Origin of the sequence: Streptomyces sp., assembly GCF_019510245.1 — a bacterium.
In the GTDB taxonomy this organism is placed as follows: Bacteria; Actinomycetota; Actinomycetes; order Streptomycetales; family Streptomycetaceae; genus Streptomyces.
Genome location: NZ_JAEKKT010000146.1, coordinates 24,436 through 50,204 on the forward strand (window position 1 = coordinate 24,436; position 25,769 = coordinate 50,204).

The window sequence follows — 25,769 nt, forward strand, 5'->3', positions numbered from 1 at the left end:
ACCCCGTCGGGCCGCTGGAACGCGGCGGGGGCGGCGGCCTGGCGGCTGCCGCCCCCTTACCCGGTGCGCGGGTTGACTCCGGGTCAGGCGGAGGCTCCCGAGCCGTAGGCTCCGGCCACCTCGGCCGCGTTCAGGTCGTGGACGTCCTCCGGGCCGAGGACCGCGCCCGTGCCCCGCTTGCTGCGCCGCAGCCGGCGCTCCAGCCAGGAGGCGAACGTGGTGAGCGCGAGGTTCAGCACGATGAAGACGACCCCGACGACGACGAAGCTCGGGATGACGTTGGCGTAGTTGGCGGCCAGCGTGCCGCGCGCCGTGAGCAGCTCCGTGAACTGCAGCATCACCCCGCCCAGCGCGGTGTCCTTCACGATCACCACGAGCTGGCTGACGATGGCCGGCAGCATCACGGTGACCGCTTGCGGCAGCAGGATGCCGGTCATCGTCTGCCCCTTGCGCAGCCCGATCGCGTACGCCGCCTCCGTCTGCCCCCTGGGCAGCGCGAGGACGCCGGCCCGTACGATCTCGGCGAGCACCGAGGCGTTGTAGAGCACCAGGCCGGTGACGACCGCGTACAGCGGCCGTTCGTCGCTGCCGACGTCGGTGGAGCGGACGTAGAACTCGTTGGCGAACAGCATCAGGAGCAGGACCGGGATCGCGCGGAAGAACTCCACGATCCAGGCGGCCGGTATCCGCACCCAGGCATGGTCGGACATGCGGGCGATGCCGAAGACCGCGCCCAGCGGGAGGGCGATGACCATGGCGAGCGCCGCGGCCTTGAGCGTGTTGCCGAGGCCCGGCAGCAGGTACGTGGTCCACGCCTCGGAGGTGGCGAAGGGCTGCCACAGGTCCCACTTGAGCTGGCCCTTGTCGTCCATCTTCCGCCAGACCCACCAGGCCGCGAGGGCGAGGAGCAGCACGAAGACGACGGAGAGGACCACGTTGCGCCGCTTGGCGCGCGGCCCGGGGGTGTCATACAGGACGGAGCTCATCGCTTCACCGCCAGGCGCTTGGCGAGCCAGCCGAGGAACAGGCCGGTCGGGAGGGTCAGGACCACGAAGCCGAAGGCGAAGACCGCGCCGATGGCCAGTGTCTGGGCCTCGTTCTCGATCATCGTCTTCATCAGGGCCGCGGCCTCGGCGACGCCGATGGCGGCTGCCACCGTGGTGTTCTTCGTCAGCGCGATCAGGACGTTGGCCAGCGGGCCGATCACCGCGCGGAAGGCCTGCGGCAGCACGATCAGCCGCAGGGTCTGCGAGAAGTTCAGCCCGATCGCGCGGGCTGCCTCGGCCTGTCCGAGGGGCACGGTGTTGATGCCGGAGCGGATCGCCTCGCAGACGAAGGCCGCGGTGTAGGCGGTCAGGCCGAGCACCGCGAGGCGGAAGCCCTGGACCTTGAAGTCGGAGGCGCCCAGCGTCACGCCGAAGATGTCGGCGAGGCCGAGCGAGGTGAAGATGATGATGACCGTCAGGGGGATGTTCCGGACGATGTTGACGTAGGCGGTGCCGAACCCGCGCATCAGCGGTACCGGACTGACCCGCATCGCGGCCAGCAGGGTGCCCCAGACCAGGGAGCCGACGGCGGAGAGGACGGTCAGTTCCACCGTCGTCCAGAACGCCCCTAGGACGTCGTAGCCTTGAAGAAAGTCGAACACGATTTCCCGCGCTTCCGGGTGTGTGGCGTACGGGGAGGGCATGGCGCGCCGCCGCCGGGGAAGCGGTGGCGGCGGCGCGCAGGGTTCGGTTCCGCCTTGCGCGAAGCCTTACTTGACGATCACGCCGGTCTTCGGGGCGGGCTCGTTCTTGTAGCCGGCCGGGCCGAAGTTCTTGGCGACGGCCTTGTCCCAGGAGCCGTCGGACACCATCTTCTCCAGCGCCTTGTTGATTTTGTCGACGGTCGTCAAGTCGCCCTTCTTGACGCCGATTCCGTAGTTCTCGTTGCTCAGCTTCAGGCCGGCGAGCTTGAACTGGCCCTTGTACTTGTCCTGCGCGGCGAAGCCCGCGAGGATCGAGTCGTCCGTGGTCACCGCGTCGACGGCGCCGCTCTGCAGGCCGGCGATGCACTCCGAGTAGGTGCCGACCTCCTTGAGGTTGGCCTTCGGGGCGATCGTCTTCTGGATGTTCTGCGCGGAGGTCGAACCCGTCACCGAACACAGCTTCTTGCCGTTGAGGTCCGCGCCCTTGGCGATCGTCGAGTCCTTCTTGACCAGCAGGTCCTGGTGGGCCAGCAGGTACGGTCCGGCGAAGTCCACCTTCGCCTTGCGCTCGTCGGTGATCGAGTAGGTGGCCGCGATGAACTTCACGTCGCCGCGCGCCAGGGCGTTCTCCCGGTCGGCGCTCTTGGTCTGCACGAACTCGATCTGGTTCGGCTTGTAACCGAGCTGACCGGACACGTAGGTGGCCACGTCCACGTCGAAGCCGGAGAAAGATCCGTCGGGCTCCTGGAGGCCGAGACCGGGCTGGTCGTACTTGATGCCGACCTTGATCTTGCCGCCGCCCGAGGAACCGCTGTCGTCCTTGTCGCCGCCGCCGCACGCCGTGGCGGACAGGGCGAGCGCGAGCACGGCGGCCGAGGCGGCGGTGACCTTGCGGAGCTGCATGATGAACATCCCTCGTTTTGGTGAAGACGGCTTTGAAGACGGCGTTGGAGACGGCCTTGCACGCGGCTTTGAAGACGGCTGTGCACACGCCGGGGAGACGTCCGTGGGGGACGTCTGCGAAAGAGGAGCGGGGCCCGCTGTTCCTCAGTGGTGCAGGATCTTCGACAGGAAGTCCTTGGCCCGGTCGCTGCTCGGGTTGCTGAAGAACTCGTCCGGGGTGGCCTGTTCGACGATCCGGCCGTCGGCCATGAAGACCACCCGGTTCGCGGCCGAGCGGGCGAAGCCCATCTCGTGCGTGACGACGATCATCGTCATGCCGTCCCTGGCCAGCTGCTGCATGACCTCCAGGACCTCGTTGATCATCTCGGGGTCGAGGGCCGAGGTCGGCTCGTCGAAGAGCATGACCTTCGGGTCCATCGCCAGCGCCCGCGCGATGGCGACGCGCTGCTGCTGGCCGCCGGAGAGCTGGGCGGGGTACTTGTCGGCCTGGGTGCCCACGCCGACCCGGTCGAGCAGGGTGCGGGCCTTCTCCTCGGCGCCTCGCCGGTCCGCCTTGCGGACCTTGACCTGGCCGAGCATCACGTTCTCCAGAACCGTCTTGTGCGCGAAGAGATTGAAGGACTGGAAGACCATGCCGACGTCGGCGCGCAGCCGGGCGAGCTCCTTGCCCTCCTGGGGCAGCGGCCTGCCGTCGATGGTGATCGTTCCGGAGTCGATGGTCTCCAGGCGGTTGACGGTGCGGCACAGAGTCGACTTGCCGGACCCGGAGGGCCCGATCACCACGACGACCTCCCCGCGGGCGATCGTCAGGTCGATGTCCTGGAGCACGTGCAACGCGCCGAAGTGCTTGTTCACGCTCTTCAGGACGACCAGTTCGCCGGTCGCGGCCACGTCCTCCTTGGCCACCGATACTTCGGTCATCGCTTTCGGGCTCCGTCCTCATCGGTTTCGGAGGAATGTAGTTTTCGCGGATGACCAGCGTCATTACATCTGAGGGAGATCTGAGCATCACGATCCGGTAGCAGGCGGACACGTGTCGTAGCACCGGCGGCCGCCCGGGTATCGGCCGCGTAACGGAACCCGCCCGCCACCGGAACCCACTTGACGCCGTCGGCGTCCATCAGCGTGACTGCTCCTCGGGCACGCGCGCGTGCGCGCGTTTTCTACAATGCGCGGGTTTTCCACGGGGGAGCCGCCGACGGACCACGACCGTACGACCACTGAACCGGAGGGGGCCGGGATGAGACTGCTGCTCGTCGAGGACGACAACCACGTCGCCGCCGCACTCTCCGCGGTCCTGGCCCGGCACGGGTTCTCCGTCACCCACGCCCGCAGCGGCGAGGAGGCCCTGCGGGCCCTCGTCCCCGAGAGCGACGGCTACGACGTGGTCCTCCTCGACCTCGGCCTGCCCGACCAGGACGGCTACGAGGTCTGCGGCAAGATCCGCAAGCGCACCAGCACCCCGGTCATCATGGTGACGGCCCGCTCCGACGTCCGCTCCCGCATCCACGGCCTCAACCTCGGCGCCGACGACTACGTGGTGAAGCCGTACGACACCGGGGAACTGCTCGCCCGGATCCACGCCGTCAGCAGGCGCACCCACCACGAGGACGGCCAGGCCGGCGCCGACGGCGACAGCGCGCTGCGGCTCGGCGCCGTCCGCATCGAACTGCCCACCCGCCAGGTCAGCGTGGACGGCAAGGTCGTCCAGCTCACCCGCAAGGAGTTCGACCTGCTCGCGCTGCTCGCGCAGCGGCCCGGCGTGGTCTTCCGCCGGGAGCAGATCATCAGCGAGGTCTGGCGCACCAGCTGGGAGGGGACCGGCCGCACCCTGGAGGTGCACGTCGCCTCCCTGCGCGCCAAGCTGCGCATGCCCGCGCTCATCGAGACCGTACGCGGCGTGGGTTACCGGCTCGTCGCCCCGGCCGCGTAGCGGGGACGGGTGCGCACACGTCTCCTTCCGCTGCTCATCGTCCTGATGGCGGCCGTGCTGCTCGCGCTCGGCGTTCCGCTCGCCGTCAGCACGGCCTCCGCGCAGCAGCAGAAGGTCGTCGTCGACCGCATCGACGACACCGCGCGGTTCGCGGCGCTCGCTCAGTTCGTGACCGACACGCCCACCACCGCGCGCCCCATGAGCACGGACGACCGCCTGGAGACCCTCCGCCGCGAACTCGCCAGCTACTACGGCGTCTACGGCATCCGCGCGGGCGTCTTCTACCGGAACGCCTCCTCCATGGCCAACGCCCCCGAGGACTGGGTGCTGCCCGCGACCGGCGAGGTCCGGGAGGCCTTCGGCGAGGCCCTGCTCAGCCGCCGCAGCCACGACCCCGCGCAGGTGTGGCCCTGGCAGCGCACCCGGCTGGTGGTGGCCTCGCCGGTGATCCGGGACGGTGACGTCGTCGCCGTGGTGGTCACCGACTCGCCCACCGGCCCGATGCGTTCCCGCACCCTGCGGGACTGGCTGCTCATCGGCGCCGGCGAGTGCGCGGCGATGCTGCTCGCCGTCGGCGCGGCGCTGCGGCTGACCGGGTGGGTGCTGCGGCCGGTACGGGTGCTCGACGCCACCACGCATGCGATCGCCAGCGGCCGGCTCAAGTCCCGGGTCGCGGCGGCCGGCGGCCCGCCGGAACTCAGACGGCTGGCCCGGGCGTTCAACGAGATGGCGGACAACGTCGAGGACGTGCTGGAGCAGCAGCGGGCCTTCGTCGCCGACGCCTCCCACCAGCTGCGCAACCCCCTCTCTGCGCTGCTGCTGCGCATCGAACTGCTCGCCCTCGAACTGCCCGAGGACAACGAGGAGATCGCCTCGGTCCGCACCGAGGGCAAGCGGCTCGCCCAGGTCCTGGACGACCTGCTCGACCTGGCGCTGGCCGAGCACGCCGAGGCGGACCTGATGACGGCCGACCTCGGCAGGCTGGCCGAGGAGCGGATCGCCGCGTGGGCACCGGCCGCCGCGGCGAAGGGGGTCCGGCTGACCGGCAACTGCCCGCCGACCACCGGGTGGGCCGACCCGGTGACGCTGTCCAGCGCGCTCGACGCGGTGATCGACAACGCGGTGAAGTTCACGCCGGAGGGCGGTGCGGTGGAGGTGACCGTGGCCGCCGACGGTGACGTGTCCACGGTCGTGGTGACCGACTCGGGGCCGGGGCTGACGGACGAGGAACTCGCGCGCGTGGGGGACCGGTTCTGGCGGAGCGGGCGGCATCAGAACGTGAAGGGGTCGGGGCTGGGGTTGTCGATCACGCGGGCGTTGCTGGCGGCGGGCGGGGGTGCGATCGAGTACGAGCACGGTGAGCCGCGGGGGTTGCGGGTGACCGTGAAGGTGCCGCGGGGTGGGTGAGACGGGGGTGGGCGCGGTTGCGGGTCCGGTGCGGGGCGCTGCAGCCGAAGAACCTCAGGGCTTCACCGAGCGGTAGTACCGCCTGGCTCCCTCCTGCAGCGGCAGCGGGTCCGTGTAGATCGCCGTGCGCAGGTCCACCAGTTGGGCCGAGTGGACGTGGTAGCCGATGTCGTCGCGGCTCTTGATGACGGTACGGGTCACCCACTCGGTCAGCCGCGGGTCGACGTCCTTTCGGGTCATCAGGACGTTGGACACCGCGATCGTGGGCACGGTCGTGCCCCGCTGCACGGACGGGTACGCCGACTCCGGCATGTTGGTCGCCCGGTAGTAGAGCGCGGCCTCCCCCTCGGTGTGCAGCCTGGTGACGAGGTTCCCGCCGATCGGCACGAACGTGAAGCTGAACTTCTCCGCCAGGTCCAGCAGCCCCTTGGTCGGCAGGCCGCCCGACCAGAAGAACGCGTCGATCTTGCCGCGCCGCAACTGGTCCGGGCCGGTGTCTATGCCGTCGGACACCGGTGTGATGTCCTTCGCCGGGTCCATCCCGGCAGCCCTGAGCACCCGGTTGGCGATCAGCCGCACCCCCGAGTTGGGCAGCCCGACCGCCACCCGCTTGTGCCGCAGCTGCGCGACGTCGGTGACGCCGGAGTCGCGGGGTACGACGAGCTGGACGTAGTCGTCGTAGAGCCGGGCCACCCCGCGCAGCAGTCCGGCATCCTGGCCGCCGTTCAGTTCGTACGTCTCCACCGCGTCGGCCGCCGCGATGGTGAAGTCGGCGTGGCCGGTCGCCACCCGCCGCACGTTCTCGTACGACCCGTTGCTCTGCACCAGCTTCACCTTCAGGCCCGGCATGTCCTTGCGCAGCTCGGTGCGCAGCCGTTCGCCGTACTCCTGGTAGACGCCGCGCAGCGTCCCGGTGCTGAAGACGATCGTCCCGGTCGGCGGCTTCTCGCCCAGCGGCAGCAGCCACCACAGCAGCAGGCCGAACGCGACGACGCCGGCGGTCGCACACTGGAGGGCACGGCGTCTGCCGATACGGGGAAGCAGCTTGGGCATGCGCGCGATCCTGCCAGCCGGTCACCGTCCTGACCAGGGCCGGGGTCGGGGCCGGTGCCGGGGCGGGGGCAGGGCGGCGGACCGTGACTGTCAGTGGCGGCCGCTACAGTCGTCCGCATGACCAGCTCCGTCCCCGGTGCCCCGACCGGTACCTCGCCCGCCCGCCTCGTCCGGGAGTTCCACCACGCCTTCGGCCTGGACGCCCGCACCACGCCGACCGAGGTGTCCGCCGAACTGGCCGCGCACCGCGGGGAGCTGCTCGCCGAGGAGGCCGCGGAGGTCGCCGAGGTCGCGGTCGGCGGGCCCCTCGACCGGCTCGCGCACGAGCTGGCGGACGTGGTCTACGTGGCGTACGGCACCGCGCTGGTGCACGGGATCGATCTCGACGCGGTGCTCGCCGAGATTCACCGGTCCAACATGAGCAAGCTGGGGCCCGACGGGCAGGTGGCCCGCCGGGCCGACGGCAAGGTGCTCAAGGGGGAGCACTACCGGGCGCCGGACGTCTCGGCGGTGCTGCGCCGCCAGGGCTGGATACCGGGCGGCGTGGCCTGACCCGGGGTCAGAGGGTGCCGCCCGCCAGCTTCCACTCGCGGTGCAGGGCGCCCAGCGGGATGCTCCGCTCCAGCACCGGTGTGCCGAAGACCGAGAGCTGGAGGCGGAGAGTGCCGGAGAGGTCGACACCGCCGTACAGGTTCCAGGTGCCCTGCGCGTCCGCGCCCGGGGTCGCGGAGGTGGCGGTGACCGTGCCGGTGGCCTGGCCGCGCAGGTACGGCGCCAGGTCGGCGGTGACGCCCACGCTGCCGTAGAGGCCGACGGAGGCCTCTGCGCCCAGCGTGGTCCGGACGCTTCCGGCGGTGGTGACCGAGGTGCGCACCGGCGTGCTCGTCATGGTCGAGCTGCTGACCGGCGTCCAGCCCTGGGCGGAGCCGAAGGTGCCGCCCGCCTTGAAGCCGCCCTTCAGGTTCTGCTCCACGTCGACCGTGATCTTCCCGTCACCGCTCACCTGGAGGTAGCAGGTCAGGTCGAGGTTGACGACGACGGGGACCGCGCCGACCTGGAGGACCGGGTCGGCGTGCAGCCTGGCGAACGGGATGCGCAGCGGGGTGGCCGTGGCGCCGGCCCGGCCCCTGACCGCCCAGCCGGAGTCCCAGTCGCCGGAGACGCCGAGGTAGGCGGAGCCGGGCGCGGTGCCGGTACCCGCGCCGCCGTAGGCGAAGTCGACCTGCGGGGCGACCTGGACGAAGCCGGAGACCGAGGCCGCGGCGGAGGTCGGCGCCCCCTCCGCGGCCGGTACCTCCGTGCTGACGTCCAGGCGGAGGCTGCCGAGCGGCACGGTGGCGCCCTTGGGGCCGACGTGCACGTCACCGGCCTTGGACCAGGAGACCTTGACGTTCGGAAGCAGCTTGTCGACGGCGAAGGCGGCCGGGTCGACGGGCACGGTGCCCTTCGCGGTGTCGTCGCCGAGCAGGGCGTCGAGGGTCGCGGGCTCGGTCTGCACCTCGGTGCCCGCGTCGGTCTCGCCGAGCACCTCGGTCACCTTGGCGAGCAGGCCGTCCGGGGCGCCGGGCGCGGGGGCGCTGGCGATGACGTCACCGACGGCGGCCTGCCGCGCGGCGGCCGAAGGCGACGCCGGCGACGACGGTGGCGCCGACGGGCCGGGGGAGCCGGCCGGGGACGCCGTATGGCCCCGGCCCGCCGCACCACCCGCCGAACGGCCCGGCGCATTCCCCTTCTCGGCCGGGGATATGACGGCCCGTCGGGTCCTGCTGTCGTACGAGCTGACGGTGAGCGTCGTGCGGTGCGCCGGCCGGCCCGCGCTCGCCGAGCCCGCGGCCGTGGCCGAGCCCGCGGTCGCGGCGGTGGCCGGCGCGGCGGCGACGGCGAGTGTCCGGCCGTCCGTGCGGGCGGTGGCGGTGGAGTCGTCGGAGACCGCGGCGGCCTCCTGGGCGTGGCCGTCGGCGGCGGCCCGGTGCTGCGGCGCGGAACAGTCGGCGGCGAGGAGGAGGGCGGTCACGGCGAAGGCGGGCACGAGGGCATGCCCGAGCCTTGTGCGTCTGCGCAAGGTCAGTCCTGAGGGAGGGGGTGGCGAAGAGGCACCGACCATGATTACCGGTGAGTAGAACCGGCCGGTAACTCGGTGTGGCAAGAGCATGCCACGCCCGCCGCACAGGCTCCCCACGATCCGGTCACATCCCGACGTGACCTGAACCACGGCGACTTCAGGCCGCCGTGGCCGCATCCACGAAGGCCGGAGTCAAGGCCGGAGCCGGGGGCCGGAGTCAGTCCTGCCGCTGCGCGGCCGCCCGGCGCTGCCGCTTGCCGAGGGGCGCCTGGGAGAGGTCCTGCGCGCTGGACCTGAGGTTCTTGTAGCCGTACCCGCGCCCGGTGAGCCACGCCCTGGCGGCCTCCTCGGCGCGCTCGGCCGCCACCAGGATGTCCTCCTCTTCCTTCCCGGTGTCCTGGAAGCGGAAGGTGAAGGCCGGACGGGCGGTGATGTCGTAACTGAGGTGGCCTTCGGGCGTGAAGGCCGCGCGCAGCACGTCGTGCTCGGCGGCCCGGGCGAGCAGTTCGGCGCGTTGCCCGGCGCTGAGGCCGTCGAAGACGCCGCGGACGGTGACGCGGAAGGTGCGGGTGGTCATGGCGCGACCCTAGGCAGGACGGGGGCACCGCTCCACCGCATTTCCGGCGCCCGCCGGACCCCGGCCCGCCGGGCCTCTACCCGCCGACCTGGCCGAGCCGCAGGTTCCAGCGCCCCGGCCCGCCCGTGATCTCCGTCGCCGACAGCGGCGGGACGTCCAGGCGCCAGAACGCCGCGTCGGGCGCCCCCAGCACGTGCAGCACCATGGCGCGCACCACCTCCGGCTCCACCACGGCGATCGTCCTGCCGATGGTCAGGCCCGTCCGTTCCAGCCAGCCGGCGGCCCGCGCGCACAACTCCCGTACCGACTCACCCCCGTGAGGCGCGGCCCCCGGGTCGGTCAGCCACTGGAGCAGGGCGTCGGGTTCGGCGGTGCCGACCTCCTCCAGCGTCCGGCCCCGCCAGCGCCCCGCGTCCAGGCCCGACAGCTCGGGCTCCGCCGAGGCGTCGAGGCCCAGCGCGGCGGCCGTCTCCCGGCAGCGCACGCTGGGGGAGCTGACCTCCTCGCCCGCGGCCGGCAGGGACAGGGCCACCGTCTCGGGCTTCTCGATCGAGTCGCCGTCGTCGAAGCGGGCTCGCCGCAGCGAGGGGGTGAAGGCGGGGGCCACGAGGATGACTCGGCAGGTCACGGTGGAGGTTCCTCCTCGGTCGTACCGCAGGTGCCGGTGTCGGCGGGTGCCGGACGCGCACGACAGTACGCCGTCCGGCGCCCGCGCCAGGAGCCGGTGACAGCTCCGTGCGCACCGATCGCGCCGCGGCGGCCGGGTCCTCCAGAGAGGCCCGGACCTCCGGCCGACCGGATTGCCGGGAAAGCGCCGGTCACGGGCCTGTTCACGCCGGTCCCGTCGGGTGCCTGACCCCGCGCAGTGCCCGGGAGAGGCCCAGGGCCGCCGTGCGTACCGCCGGGGCCAGCTGCGCCGGGCGGAAGCGGTCGCACGGTACCGCCACCGAGGTCGATCTGCGCGGGGTCCGGATGACCCTGGCCAGGAACGGCGAGACCGTCTCGCGGGGCACCGGTGCCGACTGCCTGGGCAGCCCGCTCACCGCCGCCCGCTGGCTCGCCGCCACCCTGGCCGGCCTCGGCGATTCGCTGAGGGCCGACGACTCCTCACCGGCGCGCTCGGCCCGATGGCGGTCGCCACCGAGGGCGACGAGTTCACCGCCCGCATCGAGGGCCTCGGCACGGTCGGGGTCGCCTTCGGCACCGAGGGAGCAGCATGACCACGAAGGTCGCCGTCATCGGATCCGGGAACATCGGCACCGACCTGATGATCAAGATCCTGCGGCTGTCGGAGAGCCTGGAGATCGCCGCCATGGCCGGCCTCGACCCCGAGTCCGACGGCCTGGCCCGCGCCCGGCGCCTGAAGGTGGCCACCACCCACGAGGGCGTCGACGGGCTGGTCGCCCTCGACGCCTTCGAGGACGTGTCGATCGTCTTCGACGCCACCTCCGCCGCCGCCCACCGCCGCCACGACGAGGTGCTGCGCGCCCTCGGCCGCACGGTCGTCGACCTCACCCCGGCCGCGCTCGGCCCGTACGTCGTCCCGCCCGTCAACGGCGACGCCCACCTGGACGCCCCGAACGCCAACATGGTCACCTGCGGCGGCCAGGCCAACCATCCCGGTGGTCGCCGCCGTCAACACGGTGACCCCGGTCCACTACGGGGAACGCTTCACCGGCCCGACGGCCCCGACCCTCGCCGCCAGGTCCTAGCCGCAGCCGGCGAGGGTCCATTCCGGCAGGTGGCCGGAGCCTGTCGCGGTGTCCGGGCGGACTGTCGCCGGCCGGGCGCTGCCGGCGGCCGCGGGCGCCGGGGGCCGTGAGAGCAGCCGTCGCCGGGGCTCCTGGGGGAGGACTCGGCCGGACTGGACGTCCCAGCAGCCGCCTCGCCAGGTGAGGAAGACCGTGCACAGGGGCGGCACGGCGAGATGCCAGAAGGCCCGTGCCGGCAGGGCGAGGGCATGGATGAGCGCGGCTCGCACGACGGCCGCCTCGGTGATCGCCACCGCGTGGCCGGTGCCGGGCGCCATGCCGCCCAGCCAGTCCGCCGAGCGGCGGCAGAGCTGGCGTACGGACTCCCCTCCGTGGGGCGCGGCATCCGGATCCGTGCGCCAGGCGCTGAATCCGTCGGGGTCGCTCGCGGCGACTTCACCGACGGTGCGGCCGCACCATCGGCCCACGTCGAGATCGCGCAGCATGGGCTCGGACAGCGCCGCCAGGCCGATGGCGTCGGCGGTCTGCGAGCAACGGGTGGAGGGCGCCCGAACGGCCTGCTCATGGGGAGAGAGCACTGCTCTCGCAGCACCGGCCAGGCGCAGGCCGTACTCGTTCAGCGGGGCGTCGCCGAGGAGCGGGTCCACAGTGGCGTCACCGCCGGGCGCGCACAGAAGCATCAGGTTGATCGACATGGGACCGGCCTCCCTCTTGGCCCGGCCTTGGCCCGGCACGGCTTCGGACGGATCGGCTGAGACAACGTGCTGCCTCATGTGTTCCAGAGTCGGTGCGGGCCCCCCGGCCGGACCATCCGCCAGGTGGCCGGAACCACCCCGCCGACTGGCCAGGCCGCCGTGCGCTGGGGGCGCGAACCGGCATCGTTCACCGGTTCCGCTCGACGGGCAGTTCGAGGCGGAGCTCGTAGCCCCCGTGGGCCGTGGGGCCCGACGCGACGGTGCCGCCGAGGAGCTCCGCCCGCTGGGCCAGGCCGACCAGCCCGTTCTGGGCGCTCGGCAGGGCGAAGGCCGGCCGGGTGGGGGCGGTGTTGGTGACGGTGGCACGAAGGACACCGTCCCGGTGCCGGACGCGGACGGTCGCGGCGGCGCCGGGGGCGTGCTTGCGGACGTTGGTCAGCGCCTCCTGGACGGTGCGGTAGACGGCGCGCTGCACCGTGGGCGGAAGCTCTTCGGGCAGGTCGGTCTCCAGCTTCGCCTCGATGCCGCTGGCCCCGACCAGGTGCTCCAGGTCGGCGAGCGAAGGCTGCGGGGTGAGCTCCGTAGGCCTGCTGCCGGAGGCCCGCAGCACGCCGACCATGTGCCGCAGCTCCTCCAGGGTCTGCACGCTCAGGCGGCGGATCGTGGCCGCGGCCTGTCGCGTCTCGGCGTCCCGGCCGCTCACCTGGAGCGCTCCGGCCTGTACGGCGATGAGACTGACCTGGTGGGAGACCACGTCGTGCATCTCCCGGGCGAGCTGGGCGCGCTCCTTCGCCAGCACGCTCTGGGCGGTCAGCAGCCGCTCCTGCTCGCGGGCCTCGGAGATGTCGGCGAGCCGCAGCGACAGTTCACGCCGGGCCTGCACGAGCTGGCCGAGGAAGACGGGAGCGGCCGCGGTGGCCAGGGTGTAGCTGAGGTGGAACAGGTTGTTCGTCTGGGACAGCTCGGTGGCGTCCAGGGACGACCACGGCCACGGCAGGAAGTCGATGATCGCGTAGGCCAGCGCGCAGCCGGCCAGCAGGAGACGGTGGCGGTTGAGGGAGGAGAGCGTGTACAGCGCGGCCATGGGGGCGACCACCGCGTCGGTGACCAGGGCGGTGGGCAACGTCAGGGCGAAGGTCGTCAGGGGCAGCCGGTGCCGCAGCATCAGGGCGACGGCGCCGAGCAGCGCGCACGTGGCGGCCGGCTGGTCCTCGACGGGGACGTGAGCCCAGGCGTCCGCCAGCGCGATCCCGACGAAGCCGACGTCGAGGAGCACGGCCGACCGCTGTCGGCGACTCACCGGACGCTCTCGTCCTGCGAAGGGGTGAGCAGGCCCGCGCGCTCGGCGATGAGAGCCGCCTGGACACGGCTGCTCACCCGCAGCTTGCCGAGGACGTTGGCGACGTGGCCCTTGATGGTGCCGGTGCTCAGGTGCAGCCGTTCGCCGATCTCGGTGTTGGCGAGTCCTTCGGCCATGAGGACGAGCACGGCGCGTTCCCGCTCGGTGAGCCGGGCGGTGAGGCGGACGGCGCCGGGCTCACGGACGCTGTTGTCGAGGTAGCCGCCCACCACCAGGCGGGTGACCTTGGACGACAGTACGGTCCCGCCCTCGGCCAGGGTGCGCACCAGATGGGGAAGCTGCTCGGGGTCGGTGTCCTTGAGCAGGAAGCCGGCGGCGCCCGAGCGCAGAGCGGTCGCCACGTACTCGTCGGTGTCGAAGGTGGTGAGCATGGCGACCACCGGAGCCTGCGGCATGCGGCGGAGGTCGGACAGAATCGTGAGCCCGTCCACGTCCGGCATCCGGATGTCGAGCAGGACGACGTCGGGCCGCAGCTCCCGCACCGTGCGCAGCGCCTGGCCCCCCGCCACCGCCGCGACGACCTCGATGTCGTCCGCCGTTTCGAGGATGTGCGTGAAGCCCGTGCGGATCAGGGCTTCGTCATCGACCACCAGTACCCGGATCACGTGCGCTCCGCTCCTCGCATGCCCTGTCGAGGCGTACCCCGCGCAAGCCGTCCTCCCGGCTACCGGCACCGAGATCCCGCCGGTTGGCGGCGCGACCTCAGCCGGTCGGCGGCGCCCGCCACCCGTGCAACGCCGCGCCGGCAGGCGCGCCGCCCCGGTGGCCGGCACGCCGCGCCCGCCGCCTCGGCGGCCTGCGTGCAAGGCCCGCCCGTGGCGCAGCCACACCCTCCGCACGCATCTCACTACGCTGAGCGACGCGAGGCCGCACGGCCCAGGACGGACAGATCGGGAGACCATGGCCCTCGACCTAGACATCGACCGCATCCGCCGGCTCGTCGGCGAAGGCGTCCGCGACAAGGTCTACCCCGGCGCCGTCTGGGCCGTCGGCGACCGCTCGAACATGGTCATCGGCACCCCGGGCGTCCTGGATCCCGACCGCCCCGACGAACCGATGCGGCACGACACCGTCTTCGACGTCGGCGGCCTCACGGAGATCCTCGCGGTGTGGCCGGTCGTCGGAGCCCTCGTCGAGGACGGCAAGCTGCACCTCGACGAGCAACTGGGCGACTTCTGGTCCGAGGTGCGCGGCCACCCCCTGGGCCGGGTGACCGCCCGCCACCTGCTCACCCACACCACAGGCGTCCCGCCCCTCACCGACCTCGGGGACCTGTACGGCACCCGCCCCCGGGACATCCGCGACGGCGTCCTCCGCGAAGCCGTGCGCCGTCCACCCGGGGAGGCCGTGGAGCACACCGACCGCGCCGCCCTCGTCCTCGGCTTCCTGGCCGAGGAAGTCTCCGGCCAGGGCCTCGACGCCCTCGCCGCCACCCGCGTGTGGCAGCCCCTCGGCATGACACGCACCTGCTACGGACCCCTGCCCGGCGAGGCGGCCGCCCGCTGCGCACCGACCGGACTCGACGACGTCACGGGCACCCGCCTGCGCGGCACCGCCCACGGCCGGCCCGCGCGGCTGCTGGGCGGAGTCTGCGGCAGCTGCGGTGCGTTCTCCGCCCTCCCCGACCTCGCGGCCTTCCTCCGCCACGTGCTGCAGCCGGGCCACGACGGCGGACGACCCGGCTTCGGCCCCGCCTGGACCCGGGAGTCGCTGCGGATCAGGACCGGCGACGACCCCACATCCGCCGGCGGACTGTTCTGGCGCCCTGCCCCGGGCACCGATCCCGGCACCGACGACATCTGGGTGCCCCACGGCCCCGCAGGGGCGGGTGCCTGGCTCTCTCCGAAACAGGGCCGCTGGGCCGTCCTGCTGACCAACGAGCTCTACTACGCCGGCGACCCCGGACCCCTCGGTCACATCCGCGACGCGTTCCGCTCAGTCGCCTTCGCCTGACGGTGCGCCCTGCCCGAAGGGCCGGGACCTGGGTCTCCGGGGACCGCCTGCCCACCAGCACGACTCAGGTCGCAACCGGGACATCGGCAGGGCAGGGGAGTGCGTGTTCCCGGTGCGTCGGTGAAGCGGCGGCGGCCGACACGGGCCGCGTTCACGACCGCCTACCCTTGAGCCATGACCAGCAGCAGCGACCGGAGCCCGGTAGTGGACGTTCAGGCACCCAGGACCTACGAAGTGCGCACCTACGGGTGCCAGATGAACGTCCACGACTCCGAGCGATTGTCCGGGCTGCTGGAGGACGCCGGTTACGTGCGCGCCCCCGAGGGCTCGGACGGCGACGCCGACGTGGTCGTGTTCAACACCTGCGCGGTCCGGGAGAACGCCGACAACCGGCTCTACGGCAACCTCGGCCGGCTCGCGCCGAGGAAGGCGTCCCGCCCCGGTATGCAGATCGCGGTCGGCGGCTGCCTGGCGCAGAAGGACCGCGACACCATCGTGCGGAAGGCGCCCTGGGTCGACGTCGTCTTCGGCACGCACAACATCGGCAAGCTGCCGGTCCTGCTGGAGCGCGCCCGGGTCCAGGAAGAGGCCCAGGTGGAGATCGCGGAGTCGCTGGAGGCGTTCCCCTCCACCCTGCCGACCCGGCGCGAGAGCGCCTACGCGGCCTGGGTGTCGATCTCCGTAGGCTGCAACAACACCTGCACCTTCTGCATCGTCCCGGCCCTGCGCGGCAAGGAGAAGGACCGGCGCACCGGCGACATCCTCGCCGAGATCGAGGCCCTGGTCGCCGAAGGCGTCTCCGAGATCACCCTGCTCGGCCAGAACGTCAACGCGTACGGCTCCGACATCGGCGACCGCGAGGCGTTCAGCAAGCTGCTGCGGGCCTGCGGGAGCATCGAGGGCCTGGAGCGGGTCCGGTTCACCTCCCCGCACCCCCGTGACTTCACCGACGACGTGATCGCGGCCATGGCCGAGACCCCGAACGTGATGCCGCAGCTGCACATGCCCCTCCAGTCCGGCTCGGACACCGTCCTGAAGGCGATGCGCCGCTCCTACCGGCAGGAGCGCTACCTCGGGATCATCGAGAAGGTGCGGGCCGCGATCCCGCACGCGGCGATCACCACCGACATCATCGTGGGCTTCCCCGGCGAGACCGAGGAGGACTTCGAGCAGACGATGCACGTCGTGCGCGAGGCCCGCTTCACGCAGGCCTTCACCTTCCAGTACTCCAAGCGGCCCGGCACCCCCGCCGCGACCATGGAGGACCAGATCCCCAAGGAGGTCGTCCAGGCGCGCTACGAGCGTCTCGTCGCCCTCCAGGAGGAGATCTCCTGGGACGAGAACAAGAAGCAGGTCGGCCGCACGCTGGACCTGATGGTCGCCGAGGGCGAGGGCCGCAAGGACGGCGCCACCCACCGCCTCTCCGGCCGCGCCCCCGACAACCGCCTGGTCCACTTCACCAAGCCCGACCAGGACGTCCGCCCCGGCGACGTCGTCACGGTCGAGATCACCTACGCCGCCCCGCACCACCTCCTCGCCGAGGGCCCGACGCTCGCCGTCCGCCGCACCCGTGCCGGCGACGCCTGGGAGAAGCGGAACGCGGCCGAGGCGGCCAAGCCGGCCGGCGTGCTGCTGGGGCTGCCGAAGATCGGCGTGCCGGAGCCGCTGCCGGCGGTCACCGGAGGCTGTGCGGCGCACTGAACACGCGCCATACTCCCCACGTCGATCAGAAGCCGGGGGCGGAGCATGGCGCGCTGGGTGGTTGTCGTGCAGTTCGGGAACGGGGAGTACTACAGGGTCGAGGAGGTCACCCGCTTCGAGGGCACCTTGGAGCAGGCCCGGGCCACCCTGTACGAGGTCGCCTGCACCCACCGCCCGCGCGCGGGCCTGCGCCAGCAGCGCCGTGAGGTGTTCCGGATGGGGGAGGGGGACGAGTACTACGTCCACATCGACGGCATGGTGTCCACGCACCGCGTGTTCTACCGGCTGGCGGAACTGGCGTGGAGCAGCGGTCCCGCGCCCGTGTACCCGCAGTAGGCTGCCGATCATGCTTGTCGCAGCAGCAGTCTGTCCCTGCCCGCCCGTCCTCGTCCCGGAGGTCGCCGCGGGGGCCGCGGCCGAGCTGGACGCCGCGCGTGCCGCCTGTGCCGACGCGCTCGGGGTGCTCGCCGCCGCCCGGCCGGACCTCCTGGTGGTGGTGGGGCCCGCCGGACAGCCGGGGCGGGGCGTGTTCCCGCAGGGCAGCCGGGGCACCTTCCGGGGCTTCGGGGCCGAGGTCGACGTACGGCTGGGCGGCGGACCGGCAGGCGGGCCGGACGCGGCCGGTGAGCGGGAGCTGCCGCCGTCGCTCGCCGTCGGCGCCTGGCTGCTGGAGCGCATGGGCTGGTCCGGCGCCCCCGTCGAGGGGCTCGGCGTCGGCGAGTCGCTGGAGGCCGAGCGGTGCGTCCGGGCCGGCCGGGAGATCGCCGGCCGGGCCGCGCGGGTGGCGATGCTGGTCATGGGTGACGCCAGCGCCTGCCGCACCCTCAAGGCACCCGGCTACCTCGACGAACGGGCGGCCCCCTTCGACGCCGAGGTCGCCCGGGCGCTCGGCGCGGCCGACATCGAGGCGCTCAAGGCCCTCGACGCCGACCTGGCGTACCAGCTCAAGGCGGCCGGCCGCGCCCCCTGGCAGGTCCTCGCCGGCGCGGCCGAGGGCGCGGACCTCGGCGGGGCCCTCCTCCACGACGACGCACCGTACGGTGTCTGCTACCTGGTGGCGACCTGGTCCTGAGCGCCGGCCGCACCGCGCCCCCGTGCCGGACGCGTGCCGAAACGGCGGACGGCCGGGAGTCGGGTGACTCTCGGCCGTCCGCCGATCATTTCCGGGACCCGCCCGGTTCAGGAAGCCGGCGGCGGCCCCTCCGGCCGGGTCGGGGCGGTGGGGCCGGGCGTCGTACCGCCCATGCCGGGCGTCGTACCGCCCATGGCGTCCGGGTGCACGAACCGGTCCATGGCGCCCTTGGCCCTGCCCGTACCCGTCTGGATCTTGTCGCTGTACTTGCCCTTGGTCTTCTCGTCGACGACCCGTGCGGCCTTGTCGATGCCGTGCTGGAGCTTGTCGACCTTGTCCTCGTGCTGCTGCGCGAAGTGAGAGGCCTTGTCCTTGGCCGGGGCGAGCTTGGCCTTCAAATTGTCCAAAAGACCCATGGTTACCTTCCCTATGGCTTCCCTCGCAGGCCGTTATGTGCGGGCGCCCTCGCCGGCCTCGTTGTCGGCGGCTTCCCTGGCGGACTGCTGCTGGGGGATCTCGGTGTCGGCGGTGGCCGCGGCGCGCTCCGTCTCCGTCCTCGCGTCCGCGTCCCGGCCGTCGTCCTCGCCGGAGCCCTTCGCCTCGGCCACGGCCTCCGCCGCCTCCTCGGCGGCGTTCTCCGGTCCGGGCCCGTCCGGCTCGGCGCCGGCCGACGCCTCGACCTCCGGCTTTTCCGGCGTCCTCGGCTCTTCCGACGCCTTCTGCTTCTTCCCAAGGAACCGTGCAAAAACGCCCATATCCACTCCATACGTTACTCGTGCGAGCGAAATCCCGCGTGACCCCGGTGCGTCCGATTGCGCCGGACCGGTCGCGGCCTCTCGGCGGCGGTGGCGGGAGCCTCGCAACGGGCAACGAAGCCGGACACGCTCCGTCACGTAACTCGTTCGAGACCGGTCCCGGAGGTTTGCGAGACTGGTGCGGTGAGCAGCGCACCCTCCGCCCCCCGTGTCATCGCCGTCGTCGGCCCCACCGCGGCCGGAAAGTCCGACCTCGGCGTCTTCCTGGCCCAGCGGCTCGGTGGGGAGGTCGTCAACGCCGACTCCATGCAGCTGTACCGGGGGATGGACATCGGCACCGCCAAGCTGACGCCCGAGGAGCGCGCCGGCGTCCCGCACCACCTGCTCGACATCTGGGACGTGACCGTCACCGCCTCCGTCGCCGAGTACCAGCGGCTCGCCCGCGCCCGCATCGACGCCCTGCTCGCCGAGGGCCGCTGGCCGATCCTGGTCGGCGGCAGCGGGCTGTACGTCCGCGGCGCCGTCGACAACCTGGAGTTCCCCGGCACCGACCCCGAGGTCCGGGCCCGCCTGGAGGACGAGCTCGCCCTGCGGGGCTCCGGCGCCCTGCACGCCCGGCTGTCCGCCGCCGACCCCGAGGCGGGCCGCGCGATCCTGCCCAGCAACGGCCGCCGTATCGTCCGCGCGCTGGAGGTGATCGAGATCACCGGGCGCCCCTTCACCGCCAACCTGCCCGGCCACGACTCGGTCTACGACACCGTCCAGATCGGCGTCGACGTGGCCCGCCCCGAACTCGACGAGCGCATCGCGCTGCGCGTCGACCGGATGTGGGAGGCCGGGCTGGTGGCCGAGGTGCGCGCACTGGAGGCGCACGGGCTGCGCGAGGGACGCACGGCGTCGCGTGCCCTCGGCTACCAGCAGGTCCTGGCGGCGCTCGCCGGCGAGTGCACGGAAGCGGAAGCGCGGGCGGAGACCGTCCGTGCCACCAAGCGCTTCGCGCGCCGGCAGGATTCGTGGTTCAGGCGCGACCCCCGGGTGCACTGGTTGAGTGGGGCCGCGGCGGACCGCGAGGAACTTCCGCGGCAGGCCCTGGCGTTGGTCGAACGACCGGTCACAGCCTGATCACGTCATGGCATCGGGATGCGCCACCGGTCATCGAGGGCTCCGGCGCCGTGCCATCATCGAGCTTCGATCGCAAGTGGAGTCCTAGGTTGGGAGGGCGCGTGGCGATGGAGGCCGGCCCTCGCGACACCGCACACGACACCGAGCACGTCGCCGTAGAGGCCCTTGAACCGGGTGACGTCGAGGAAGGCGAGGGGCGACTCTCGCCGGACGGTCCGGACGACACGGTGGGCGGCGGCGTCACCGCCGACGGCCCCGAGCCGGAGGAGATGTTCGCGAGCGGCCCCGAGGTCGAGGTGGAGCTCCGCCCGCAGCGGCGCCTGCGCCTGTGGCAGCTGGCCCCCATCGTCGGCCTGGCCGCGGTCGGCTCCCTGATGTTCGCCTTCCCGCTGGCCTTCGACTTCGGCGACAGCGGCGCGGTGATCGCCATGCTGGGCCTGCTGATCTGCTCCTGCGCGGCGGGCTGGGGCATGATGGCGGCGAGGAAGGTCGGCTACACCTGGCCCGGCCTCCCGGCCCGGGGCTCGGGCCGCAGGCCCGACTGGCGCGTGGTGATCGGCTACGTGGTCCTGGTGGCGATCGTGGCCGTCCTGGCGGTGTGGCGCGTAGCGCGCCTGCGCTGACCCGCGCCGAAGTAGGGCTGCGCGGAAAGCGCCCGTCACCGGAGCGCCCCGAAAGGGGCGCGGGGAACTGCGCGACCAGCCCCCACCGGCCCGCAGCCGAACCCACCACCCGAACCACCACCCACGCCTCCCTTACCCTCGAAGAATGAGCATCCCCTTCCTCAAGGGCCACGGCACCCAGAACGACTTCGTGATCGTCCCGGATCCCGACAACGCCCTGGACCTCACCCCGGCCGCCGTGGCCGCCCTCTGCGACCGCCGCGCCGGCATCGGCGCCGACGGCGTGCTGCACGTCGTACGGTCCGCCGCGCACCCCGAGGCCAAGGGGATGGCCGCCGACGCCGAGTGGTTCATGGACTACCGCAACGGCGACGGCTCGATCGCCGAGATGTGCGGCAACGGCGTCCGCGTCTTCGCCCGCTACCTCCAGCACGCGGGCCACGTCACGGAGGGCGACCTCACCGTCGCCACCCGCGGCGGCACCAAGACCGTGCACCTCGCGAAGGACGGGGACGTCACCGTCGGCATGGGCAGCGCCCGCCTCCCCGAGGGCGACGTGACCGTGAGCGTCGGCGACCGCACCTGGCCCGCGCGGAACGTGAACATGGGCAACCCGCACGCCGTCGCCTTCGTCGCGGACCTCGCCGACGCCGGCGACCTCCGCACCCCGCCCCCCTTCAGCCCACCGTCGGCCTACCCCGAAGGGGTCAACGTCGAGTTCGTCGTCGACCGCGGCCCCCGCCACGTCGCGATGCGCGTCCACGAGCGCGGCTCCGGCGAGACCCGCTCCTGCGGCACCGGCGCCTGCGCGGTCGCCGTGGCCGCCGCCCGCCGCGACGGCGCCGACCCCTCGGTCACCGGCGCCCCGGCGACGTACACCGTGGACGTGCCCGGCGGACGGCTCGTCATCACCGAGCGGCCCGACGGCGAGATCGAGATGACCGGCCCCGCAGTGATTGTCGCCACGGGCGAGATCGACGCCGAATGGCTGGAAAACGCCGTCCGTTGAGCTGACCGCAGGTCGTAATCGGTGGTCCGGGCGATACTCCAACACCCGGATCCACGGCTCGCGTTGCCCTGCATGGCGAGAAACGTGGGCCACCCCCCGAACAGGTGGCGCAAAATCGTAAACCTCGAAATTGTCGCTCGATTGGGTGATCCGTTTCACGCTCGGCGGGAGGCGGTCAATCGGGCGCGGTGGGCTCGATAGCATCAAGCACCGGCACGGACGGGGGAACGTCGCCAATCCCTGAGCCTCGTATGCCCTGGGGCCCCGTCCACCGGTCCACGAGCCGGAGGTGCCCATGAGCGCGGACGCCACGAACCCTGCGACGCCCGGTCCCGTAGCGCCCGCGGCGGCGGTCCGCAGGAAGGCCCGCCCCCGGATCGACCTGCGCCGGCTCGGCCGGGCCGCGCTGCTCGGGAACGCCGCTCGCGGCAGACTCCCCGACGCCATCGGGCACGTCGCCGAGGCGCACCGCGCCCACTACCCCGACGCCGACCTCGAGCCCCTGCGCCGCGCCTACGTGCTGGCGGAGTCCTCGCACCGTGGCCAGATGCGCAAGAGCGGCGAGCCGTACATCACCCATCCCCTCGCGGTCACCCTGATCCTCGCCGAACTCGGCGCCGAGACCACGACCCTGACGGCGTCTCTGCTCCACGACACCGTCGAGGACACCGATGTGACCCTCGACCAGGTGCGGGAACAGTTCGGCGAGGAGGTCCGTTATCTGGTCGACGGGGTGACGAAACTCGAGAAGGTCGACTACGGGGCCGCCGCCGAGCCCGAGACGTTCCGGAAGATGCTCGTCGCCACCGGCAGCGACGTCCGGGTGATGTCGATCAAGCTCGCCGACCGTCTGCACAACATGCGCACCCTCGGCGTGATGCGCCGCGAGAAACAGGAACGCATCGCCAAGGTCACCCGTGACGTCCTCATCCCGCTCGCCGAACGGCTCGGCGTGCAGGCGCTCAAGACCGAGCTGGAGGACCTGGTCTTCGCCATCCTGCACCCCGAGGAGTATGAGCACACCCGGGAGCTGATCGCCGCCAACGCGGCCCGCACCGACGACCCCCTCGCGGGGATCGCCGACGAGATGCGCGGCGTGCTGCGCGAGGCCGACATCCCGGCCGAAGTCCTCATCCGCCCCCGGCACTTCGTCTCCGTCCACCGCGTCAGCCGCAAACGCGGCGAGCTGCGCGGCGCCGACTTCGGCCGGCTCCTGGTGCTGGTCAACGAGGACGCGGACTGTTACGCCGTCCTCGGCGAACTGCACACGTGCATGACCCCGGTGGTCTCGGAGTTCAAGGACTTCATCGCGGTACCGAAGTTCAACCTGTACCAGTCGCTGCACACCGCGGTCGCCCGCGCCGACGGACAGGTCGCCGAAGTCCTCATCCGCACCCACCAGATGCACAAGGTCGCCGAGGCCGGCGTCGTCGCCCTCGGCAACCCCTACGCCCCGGCCGCCGACGCCCCCGCGGCCGAGACCGCCGACGCCCCGGCCGACGGCGAGCGCGCCGACCCCACCCGCCCCGGCTGGCTCTCCCGCCTTCTCGACTGGCAGAAGGCCGCCCCGGACACCGACACCTTCTGGTCCACCCTGCGCGAGGACCTCGCCCAGGACCGCGAGATCACCGTCTTCCGCCCCGACGGCGGCACCCTCGGCCTCCCCGAGGGCGCCACCTGCGTCGACGCCGCCTACGCCCAGTACGGCGAGGACGCCCACGCCTGCATCGGCGCCCGCGTCAACGGCCGCCTCGCGACCCTCAGCACCGTCCTCACGGACGGTGACACCGTCCAGCTCCTGATGGGCCAGGACCCGGCCTCCGAACCCTCCCGGGAGTGGCTGGAGCACGCCCACACCCCGGCGGCCCGGATCGCCATCCAGCGCTGGCTCGCCGCCCACCCGGACAGCACCGGGGAACCGCCGGCCCCGGCCCCCAGCCGCCCCGTCCCCGACTTCCCGGCCACCGGCACCGCACCCGGCACCCCCTCCCGGACCGCCAGCGCCGTGGTCGCCGACCGCCCCGGCGCGACCGTGCGGCTCGCCGGCTGCTGTACCCCCGTACCGCCCGACGAGGTCACCGGCTTCGCCGTGCGCGGCGGAGTGGTCACCGTGCACCGCGTGGAGTGCGCCTCGGTGGCGCACATGAAGGGCACCGGGCGGCCCGAAGTGGCCGTGACCTGGGGCGACAGCACCGCCTGCCGGGTCACCCTGGTCGCCGAATCGTTCGGGCGGCCCCACCTGCTCGCCGACCTCACCGAGGCGATGGCCCAGGAGGGCGCCGAGATCGTCTCGGCGACCGTGGAACCCCCCGACCAGCAGCGCGTCCGGCACACGTACACCGTCGAGCTCCCCGACGCGGCCCACCTGCCCGCCCTGATGCGCGCGATGCGCAACGTGCCCGGTGTATACGACGTCGGCCGAGCGCAACACCAGTGACCTACTCGTTCGAGTGGTTCGGTCGCGCGTCGTCGCCGTGAGCGTGGGGTGTGCTGGTAGCGGTGGTCCATGCCGCTCACCCTCCGCACCCGCCCGTCACAGCGTGCCGCCCGACCGCTCCGGCACCGGCGGGCCGCCGCCCTCCTCGCCTCCGCCGTCACCGTCGCCCTCCTCGGCGCGAGCGCCCCGCCGGCCCCGCTCGGCCTCGGCGACCGGCTCTTCCCGTACCTCGGCAACCCGGGGTACGACGTGGCGTCGTACGACCTCTCCTTCACCTATCGGGGCAGCAACGACAAGCCGCTGCAGGCCGTGACCACCATCGACGCCTGGACCACCGCCGACCTGGAACGCCTCAACCTCGACTTCGCACACGGCAAGGTCGAGTCCGTCGAGGTCGACGGCCGGCCGGCCGCCTTCGCGGCCGCCGGAGAGGACCTGGTCGTCACGCCGGACAGGCCGCTGCGGCGGGGCGACTGGACGCGGATCACGGTGAAGCACACCAGTGACCCGGTCTCCGCCAAGGGCCAGGACGGCGGGTGGGTGCGCACCACCGACGGCCTCGCCATGGCCAACCAGGCCGACGCCGCCCACCTGGTCTTCCCGTGCAACGACCACCCGTCCGACAAGGCGATGTTCACCTTCCACGTCACCGCCCCGAACGGCTACACCGTCGTCGCCAACGGCCTGCCCACCGACTCCGCCCGGGTCGGCGGCCAGACCACCTGGACCTACCGCACCCAGCACCCCATGGCCACCGAGCTGGCCCAGGTCTCCATCGGCCGCTCCGCCGTGCTGCACCGCACCGGACCGCACGGCCTGCCCGTCCGGGACGTCGTCCCGAGCGCCGACGCCAAGAAGCTCGAACCCTGGCTGGCCAAGACCCCGGACCAGATCGCCTGGCTGGAGAGCAAGGTCGGGACGTACCCGTTCGAGACCTACGGCGTGCTCATGGCACAGGCGTCCACCGGGTTCGAGCTGGAGACCCAGACCCTCTCCCTCTTCGAGAAGAACCTCTTCACCGAGCCCGCGTACCCCAAGTGGTACATCGAGTCGGTCATGGTGCACGAGCTGTCCCACCAGTGGTTCGGCGACAGCGTCAGCCCCCGCGTCTGGTCCGACGTCTGGCTGAACGAGGGCCACGCCACCTGGTACGAGGAGCTGTACGCCGAGGAGAAGGGCCACCAGCCCATGATCGACCGCATGAAGGCCGCGTACGGCGCCTCCGACCGCTGGCGCGCCGCCGGCGGACCGCCCGCCCTGCCCAAGGCGCCCGAGCCCGGCCAGAAGATCAGCATCTTCCGCCCCAACATCTACGACGGCGCCGCCCTCGCCCTCTACGCCCTGCGCCAGGAGATCGGCAAGCCCGCCTTCGAGCGCCTGGAGCGGATCTGGGTCCAGCGGCACAGGGACGCCACCGCCACCACCGCCGACTTCGTCCGCCTCGCCTCCGCGGTCGCGGGCCGCGACCTGACCGGCTTCTTCGACGCCTGGCTGTACGGCGAGAAGACCCCGCCGATGCCCGGCCACCCGGACTGGAAGCAGGTCGCGGCCCCGAAGAAGCAGACCAAGAAGTGACGGCACGGCGGCCCCCGGAATAACACGGTGCCGGGACGGGGCGTACCGTGCGACCATCGTGGGGCCGGCACAGGCCGGCACCGCCGGCCACAGGCCGGCTCGGGCCGGCTCAGGTCGCACGGTACGGGTC

General features: G+C 72.6%; 26 protein-coding genes and 2 pseudogenes. 14 read left to right on the top strand and 14 right to left on the bottom strand.

From position 1 onward, the window contains the following. Positions 1–83: 83 nt before the first annotated feature. The 4 genes from JF597_RS25295 to JF597_RS25310 form a co-directional block, all read right to left on the bottom strand. Complete coding sequence (locus JF597_RS25295) at positions 84–986, bottom strand: amino acid ABC transporter permease (RefSeq protein WP_293999035.1); 903 nt, start codon at positions 984–986, stop codon at positions 84–86. After that, positions 983–1,648: an amino acid ABC transporter permease gene (locus JF597_RS25300; RefSeq protein WP_293999038.1), complete on the bottom strand. Its 666-nt coding sequence runs from the start codon at positions 1,646–1,648 to the stop codon at positions 983–985. Before JF597_RS25300 ends, JF597_RS25295 begins: the two co-directional genes overlap by 4 nt. Before the next feature lie 108 nt (positions 1,649–1,756). Then, entirely contained in the window at positions 1,757–2,593 is an 837-nt protein-coding gene (locus tag JF597_RS25305) for a glutamate ABC transporter substrate-binding protein (protein ID WP_293999041.1), read from the bottom strand. Positions 2,594–2,737: 144 nt separating this feature from the next. Next, positions 2,738–3,514 (bottom strand): amino acid ABC transporter ATP-binding protein, encoded by a 777-nt coding sequence (locus tag JF597_RS25310; protein WP_293999044.1) that lies wholly within the window; start codon positions 3,512–3,514, stop codon positions 2,738–2,740. Between the two features lie 319 nt (positions 3,515–3,833). Here JF597_RS25310 and JF597_RS25315 point away from each other — a divergent pair, with 319 nt between their 5' ends. Both JF597_RS25315 and JF597_RS25320 read left to right on the top strand, forming a co-directional pair. Continuing rightward, complete coding sequence (locus tag JF597_RS25315; protein ID WP_293999046.1) at positions 3,834–4,526, top strand: response regulator transcription factor; 693 nt, start codon at positions 3,834–3,836, stop codon at positions 4,524–4,526. A 9-nt stretch (positions 4,527–4,535) separates the two neighbouring features. Continuing rightward, positions 4,536–5,933 carry a HAMP domain-containing sensor histidine kinase gene (locus tag JF597_RS25320; RefSeq protein WP_293999049.1) on the top strand — a complete coding sequence of 466 codons (1,398 nt, stop codon included), beginning with the start codon at positions 4,536–4,538 and terminating at the stop codon, positions 5,931–5,933. A 54-nt stretch (positions 5,934–5,987) separates the two neighbouring features. Here JF597_RS25320 and JF597_RS25325 read toward each other — a convergent pair whose 3' ends face one another. Beyond that, positions 5,988–6,986, bottom strand: a complete 999-nt coding sequence (locus JF597_RS25325) for a TAXI family TRAP transporter solute-binding subunit (RefSeq protein WP_293999052.1) — start codon at positions 6,984–6,986, stop codon at positions 5,988–5,990. 117 nt (positions 6,987–7,103) lie between these two features. Here JF597_RS25325 and JF597_RS25330 point away from each other — a divergent pair, with 117 nt between their 5' ends. After that, complete coding sequence (locus JF597_RS25330; RefSeq protein WP_293999054.1) at positions 7,104–7,538, top strand: MazG nucleotide pyrophosphohydrolase domain-containing protein; 435 nt, start codon at positions 7,104–7,106, stop codon at positions 7,536–7,538. Between the two features lie 7 nt (positions 7,539–7,545). Here JF597_RS25330 and JF597_RS25335 read toward each other — a convergent pair whose 3' ends face one another. The 4 genes from JF597_RS25335 to JF597_RS25350 all read right to left on the bottom strand — a co-directional run bounded on the left by JF597_RS25335 (position 7,546) and on the right by JF597_RS25350 (position 10,692). Continuing rightward, entirely contained in the window at positions 7,546–9,048 is a 1,503-nt protein-coding gene (locus JF597_RS25335) for a hypothetical protein (RefSeq protein WP_293999056.1), read from the bottom strand. 217 nt (positions 9,049–9,265) lie between these two features. Beyond that, on the bottom strand, positions 9,266–9,625 hold the full coding sequence (locus JF597_RS25340) for a DUF6204 family protein (protein WP_293999058.1): 360 nt from the start codon (positions 9,623–9,625) through the stop codon (positions 9,266–9,268). Positions 9,626–9,701: 76 nt separating this feature from the next. After that, positions 9,702–10,253, bottom strand: coding sequence for a histidine phosphatase family protein (locus JF597_RS25345; protein WP_293999061.1), 552 nt, complete (start codon positions 10,251–10,253; stop codon positions 9,702–9,704). 202 nt (positions 10,254–10,455) lie between these two features. Continuing rightward, the gene (locus JF597_RS25350; RefSeq protein WP_293999127.1) at positions 10,456–10,692 is read right to left on the bottom strand and encodes a hypothetical protein; all 237 of its coding nucleotides are present in this window, start codon (positions 10,690–10,692) and stop codon (positions 10,456–10,458) included. Between JF597_RS25350 and JF597_RS25355 the strand changes: the two are divergent. Continuing rightward, positions 10,577–10,845 (top strand): annotated as a pseudogene (locus JF597_RS25355) (fumarylacetoacetate hydrolase family protein); the annotation flags it as partial. The gene JF597_RS25350 and the pseudogene JF597_RS25355 overlap by 116 nt on opposite strands. After that, positions 10,842–11,292, top strand: a pseudogene (locus tag JF597_RS25360) (acetaldehyde dehydrogenase (acetylating)); the annotation flags it as partial. The pseudogenes JF597_RS25355 and JF597_RS25360, both read left to right, overlap by 4 nt. A 41-nt stretch (positions 11,293–11,333) precedes the next feature. Here the strand turns inward: JF597_RS25360 and JF597_RS25365 are convergent. The 3 genes from JF597_RS25365 to JF597_RS25375 form a co-directional block, all read right to left on the bottom strand. Next, on the bottom strand, positions 11,334–12,032 hold the full coding sequence (locus JF597_RS25365) for a histidine phosphatase family protein (RefSeq protein WP_293999064.1): 699 nt from the start codon (positions 12,030–12,032) through the stop codon (positions 11,334–11,336). 187 nt (positions 12,033–12,219) lie between these two features. Then, the gene (locus JF597_RS25370) at positions 12,220–13,332 is read right to left on the bottom strand and encodes a histidine kinase (RefSeq protein ID WP_293999067.1); all 1,113 of its coding nucleotides are present in this window, start codon (positions 13,330–13,332) and stop codon (positions 12,220–12,222) included. Then, positions 13,329–13,997, bottom strand: a complete 669-nt coding sequence (locus tag JF597_RS25375; protein ID WP_293999071.1) for a response regulator transcription factor — start codon at positions 13,995–13,997, stop codon at positions 13,329–13,331. Before JF597_RS25375 ends, JF597_RS25370 begins: the two co-directional genes overlap by 4 nt. Positions 13,998–14,292: 295 nt before the next feature. Here JF597_RS25375 and JF597_RS25380 point away from each other — a divergent pair, with 295 nt between their 5' ends. The 4 genes from JF597_RS25380 (at position 14,293) to JF597_RS25395 (ending at position 18,118) form a co-directional block, all read left to right on the top strand. Next, positions 14,293–15,345: a serine hydrolase gene (locus JF597_RS25380; protein ID WP_293999074.1), complete on the top strand. Its 1,053-nt coding sequence runs from the start codon at positions 14,293–14,295 to the stop codon at positions 15,343–15,345. 174 nt (positions 15,346–15,519) lie between these two features. Beyond that, complete coding sequence (gene miaB, locus JF597_RS25385) at positions 15,520–17,046, top strand: tRNA (N6-isopentenyl adenosine(37)-C2)-methylthiotransferase MiaB (RefSeq protein ID WP_293999077.1); 1,527 nt, start codon at positions 15,520–15,522, stop codon at positions 17,044–17,046. 45 nt (positions 17,047–17,091) lie between these two features. Further along, a complete protein-coding gene (locus JF597_RS25390) occupies positions 17,092–17,382 on the top strand; it encodes a hypothetical protein (protein ID WP_293999079.1) in 291 nt (96 codons plus the stop codon). A gap of 10 nt (positions 17,383–17,392) precedes the next feature. After that, positions 17,393–18,118, top strand: coding sequence for a class III extradiol dioxygenase subunit B-like domain-containing protein (locus JF597_RS25395; RefSeq protein ID WP_293999082.1), 726 nt, complete (start codon positions 17,393–17,395; stop codon positions 18,116–18,118). Between the two features lie 107 nt (positions 18,119–18,225). Here JF597_RS25395 and JF597_RS25400 read toward each other — a convergent pair whose 3' ends face one another. After that, entirely contained in the window at positions 18,226–18,534 is a 309-nt protein-coding gene (locus JF597_RS25400; RefSeq protein WP_293999085.1) for an antitoxin, read from the bottom strand. Positions 18,535–18,567: 33 nt separating this feature from the next. Further along, the gene (locus JF597_RS25405) at positions 18,568–18,873 is read right to left on the bottom strand and encodes a hypothetical protein (RefSeq protein ID WP_293999087.1); all 306 of its coding nucleotides are present in this window, start codon (positions 18,871–18,873) and stop codon (positions 18,568–18,570) included. 183 nt (positions 18,874–19,056) lie between these two features. Between JF597_RS25405 and miaA the strand changes: the two genes are divergently transcribed. The 5 genes from miaA (at position 19,057) to JF597_RS25430 (ending at position 25,639) form a co-directional block, all read left to right on the top strand. Continuing rightward, positions 19,057–19,995, top strand: a complete 939-nt coding sequence (gene miaA, locus JF597_RS25410) for a tRNA (adenosine(37)-N6)-dimethylallyltransferase MiaA (protein WP_293999089.1) — start codon at positions 19,057–19,059, stop codon at positions 19,993–19,995. A gap of 107 nt (positions 19,996–20,102) precedes the next feature. Next, complete coding sequence (locus JF597_RS25415; RefSeq protein WP_293999125.1) at positions 20,103–20,618, top strand: hypothetical protein; 516 nt, start codon at positions 20,103–20,105, stop codon at positions 20,616–20,618. 145 nt (positions 20,619–20,763) lie between these two features. Further along, complete coding sequence (gene dapF / locus JF597_RS25420) at positions 20,764–21,627, top strand: diaminopimelate epimerase (RefSeq protein ID WP_293999091.1); 864 nt, start codon at positions 20,764–20,766, stop codon at positions 21,625–21,627. Positions 21,628–21,922: 295 nt separating this feature from the next. After that, entirely contained in the window at positions 21,923–24,064 is a 2,142-nt protein-coding gene (locus JF597_RS25425; protein ID WP_293999093.1) for an HD domain-containing protein, read from the top strand. A gap of 69 nt (positions 24,065–24,133) precedes the next feature. Continuing rightward, positions 24,134–25,639: a M1 family metallopeptidase gene (locus JF597_RS25430; protein ID WP_293999095.1), complete on the top strand. Its 1,506-nt coding sequence runs from the start codon at positions 24,134–24,136 to the stop codon at positions 25,637–25,639. Positions 25,640–25,769 lie beyond the last annotated feature (130 nt).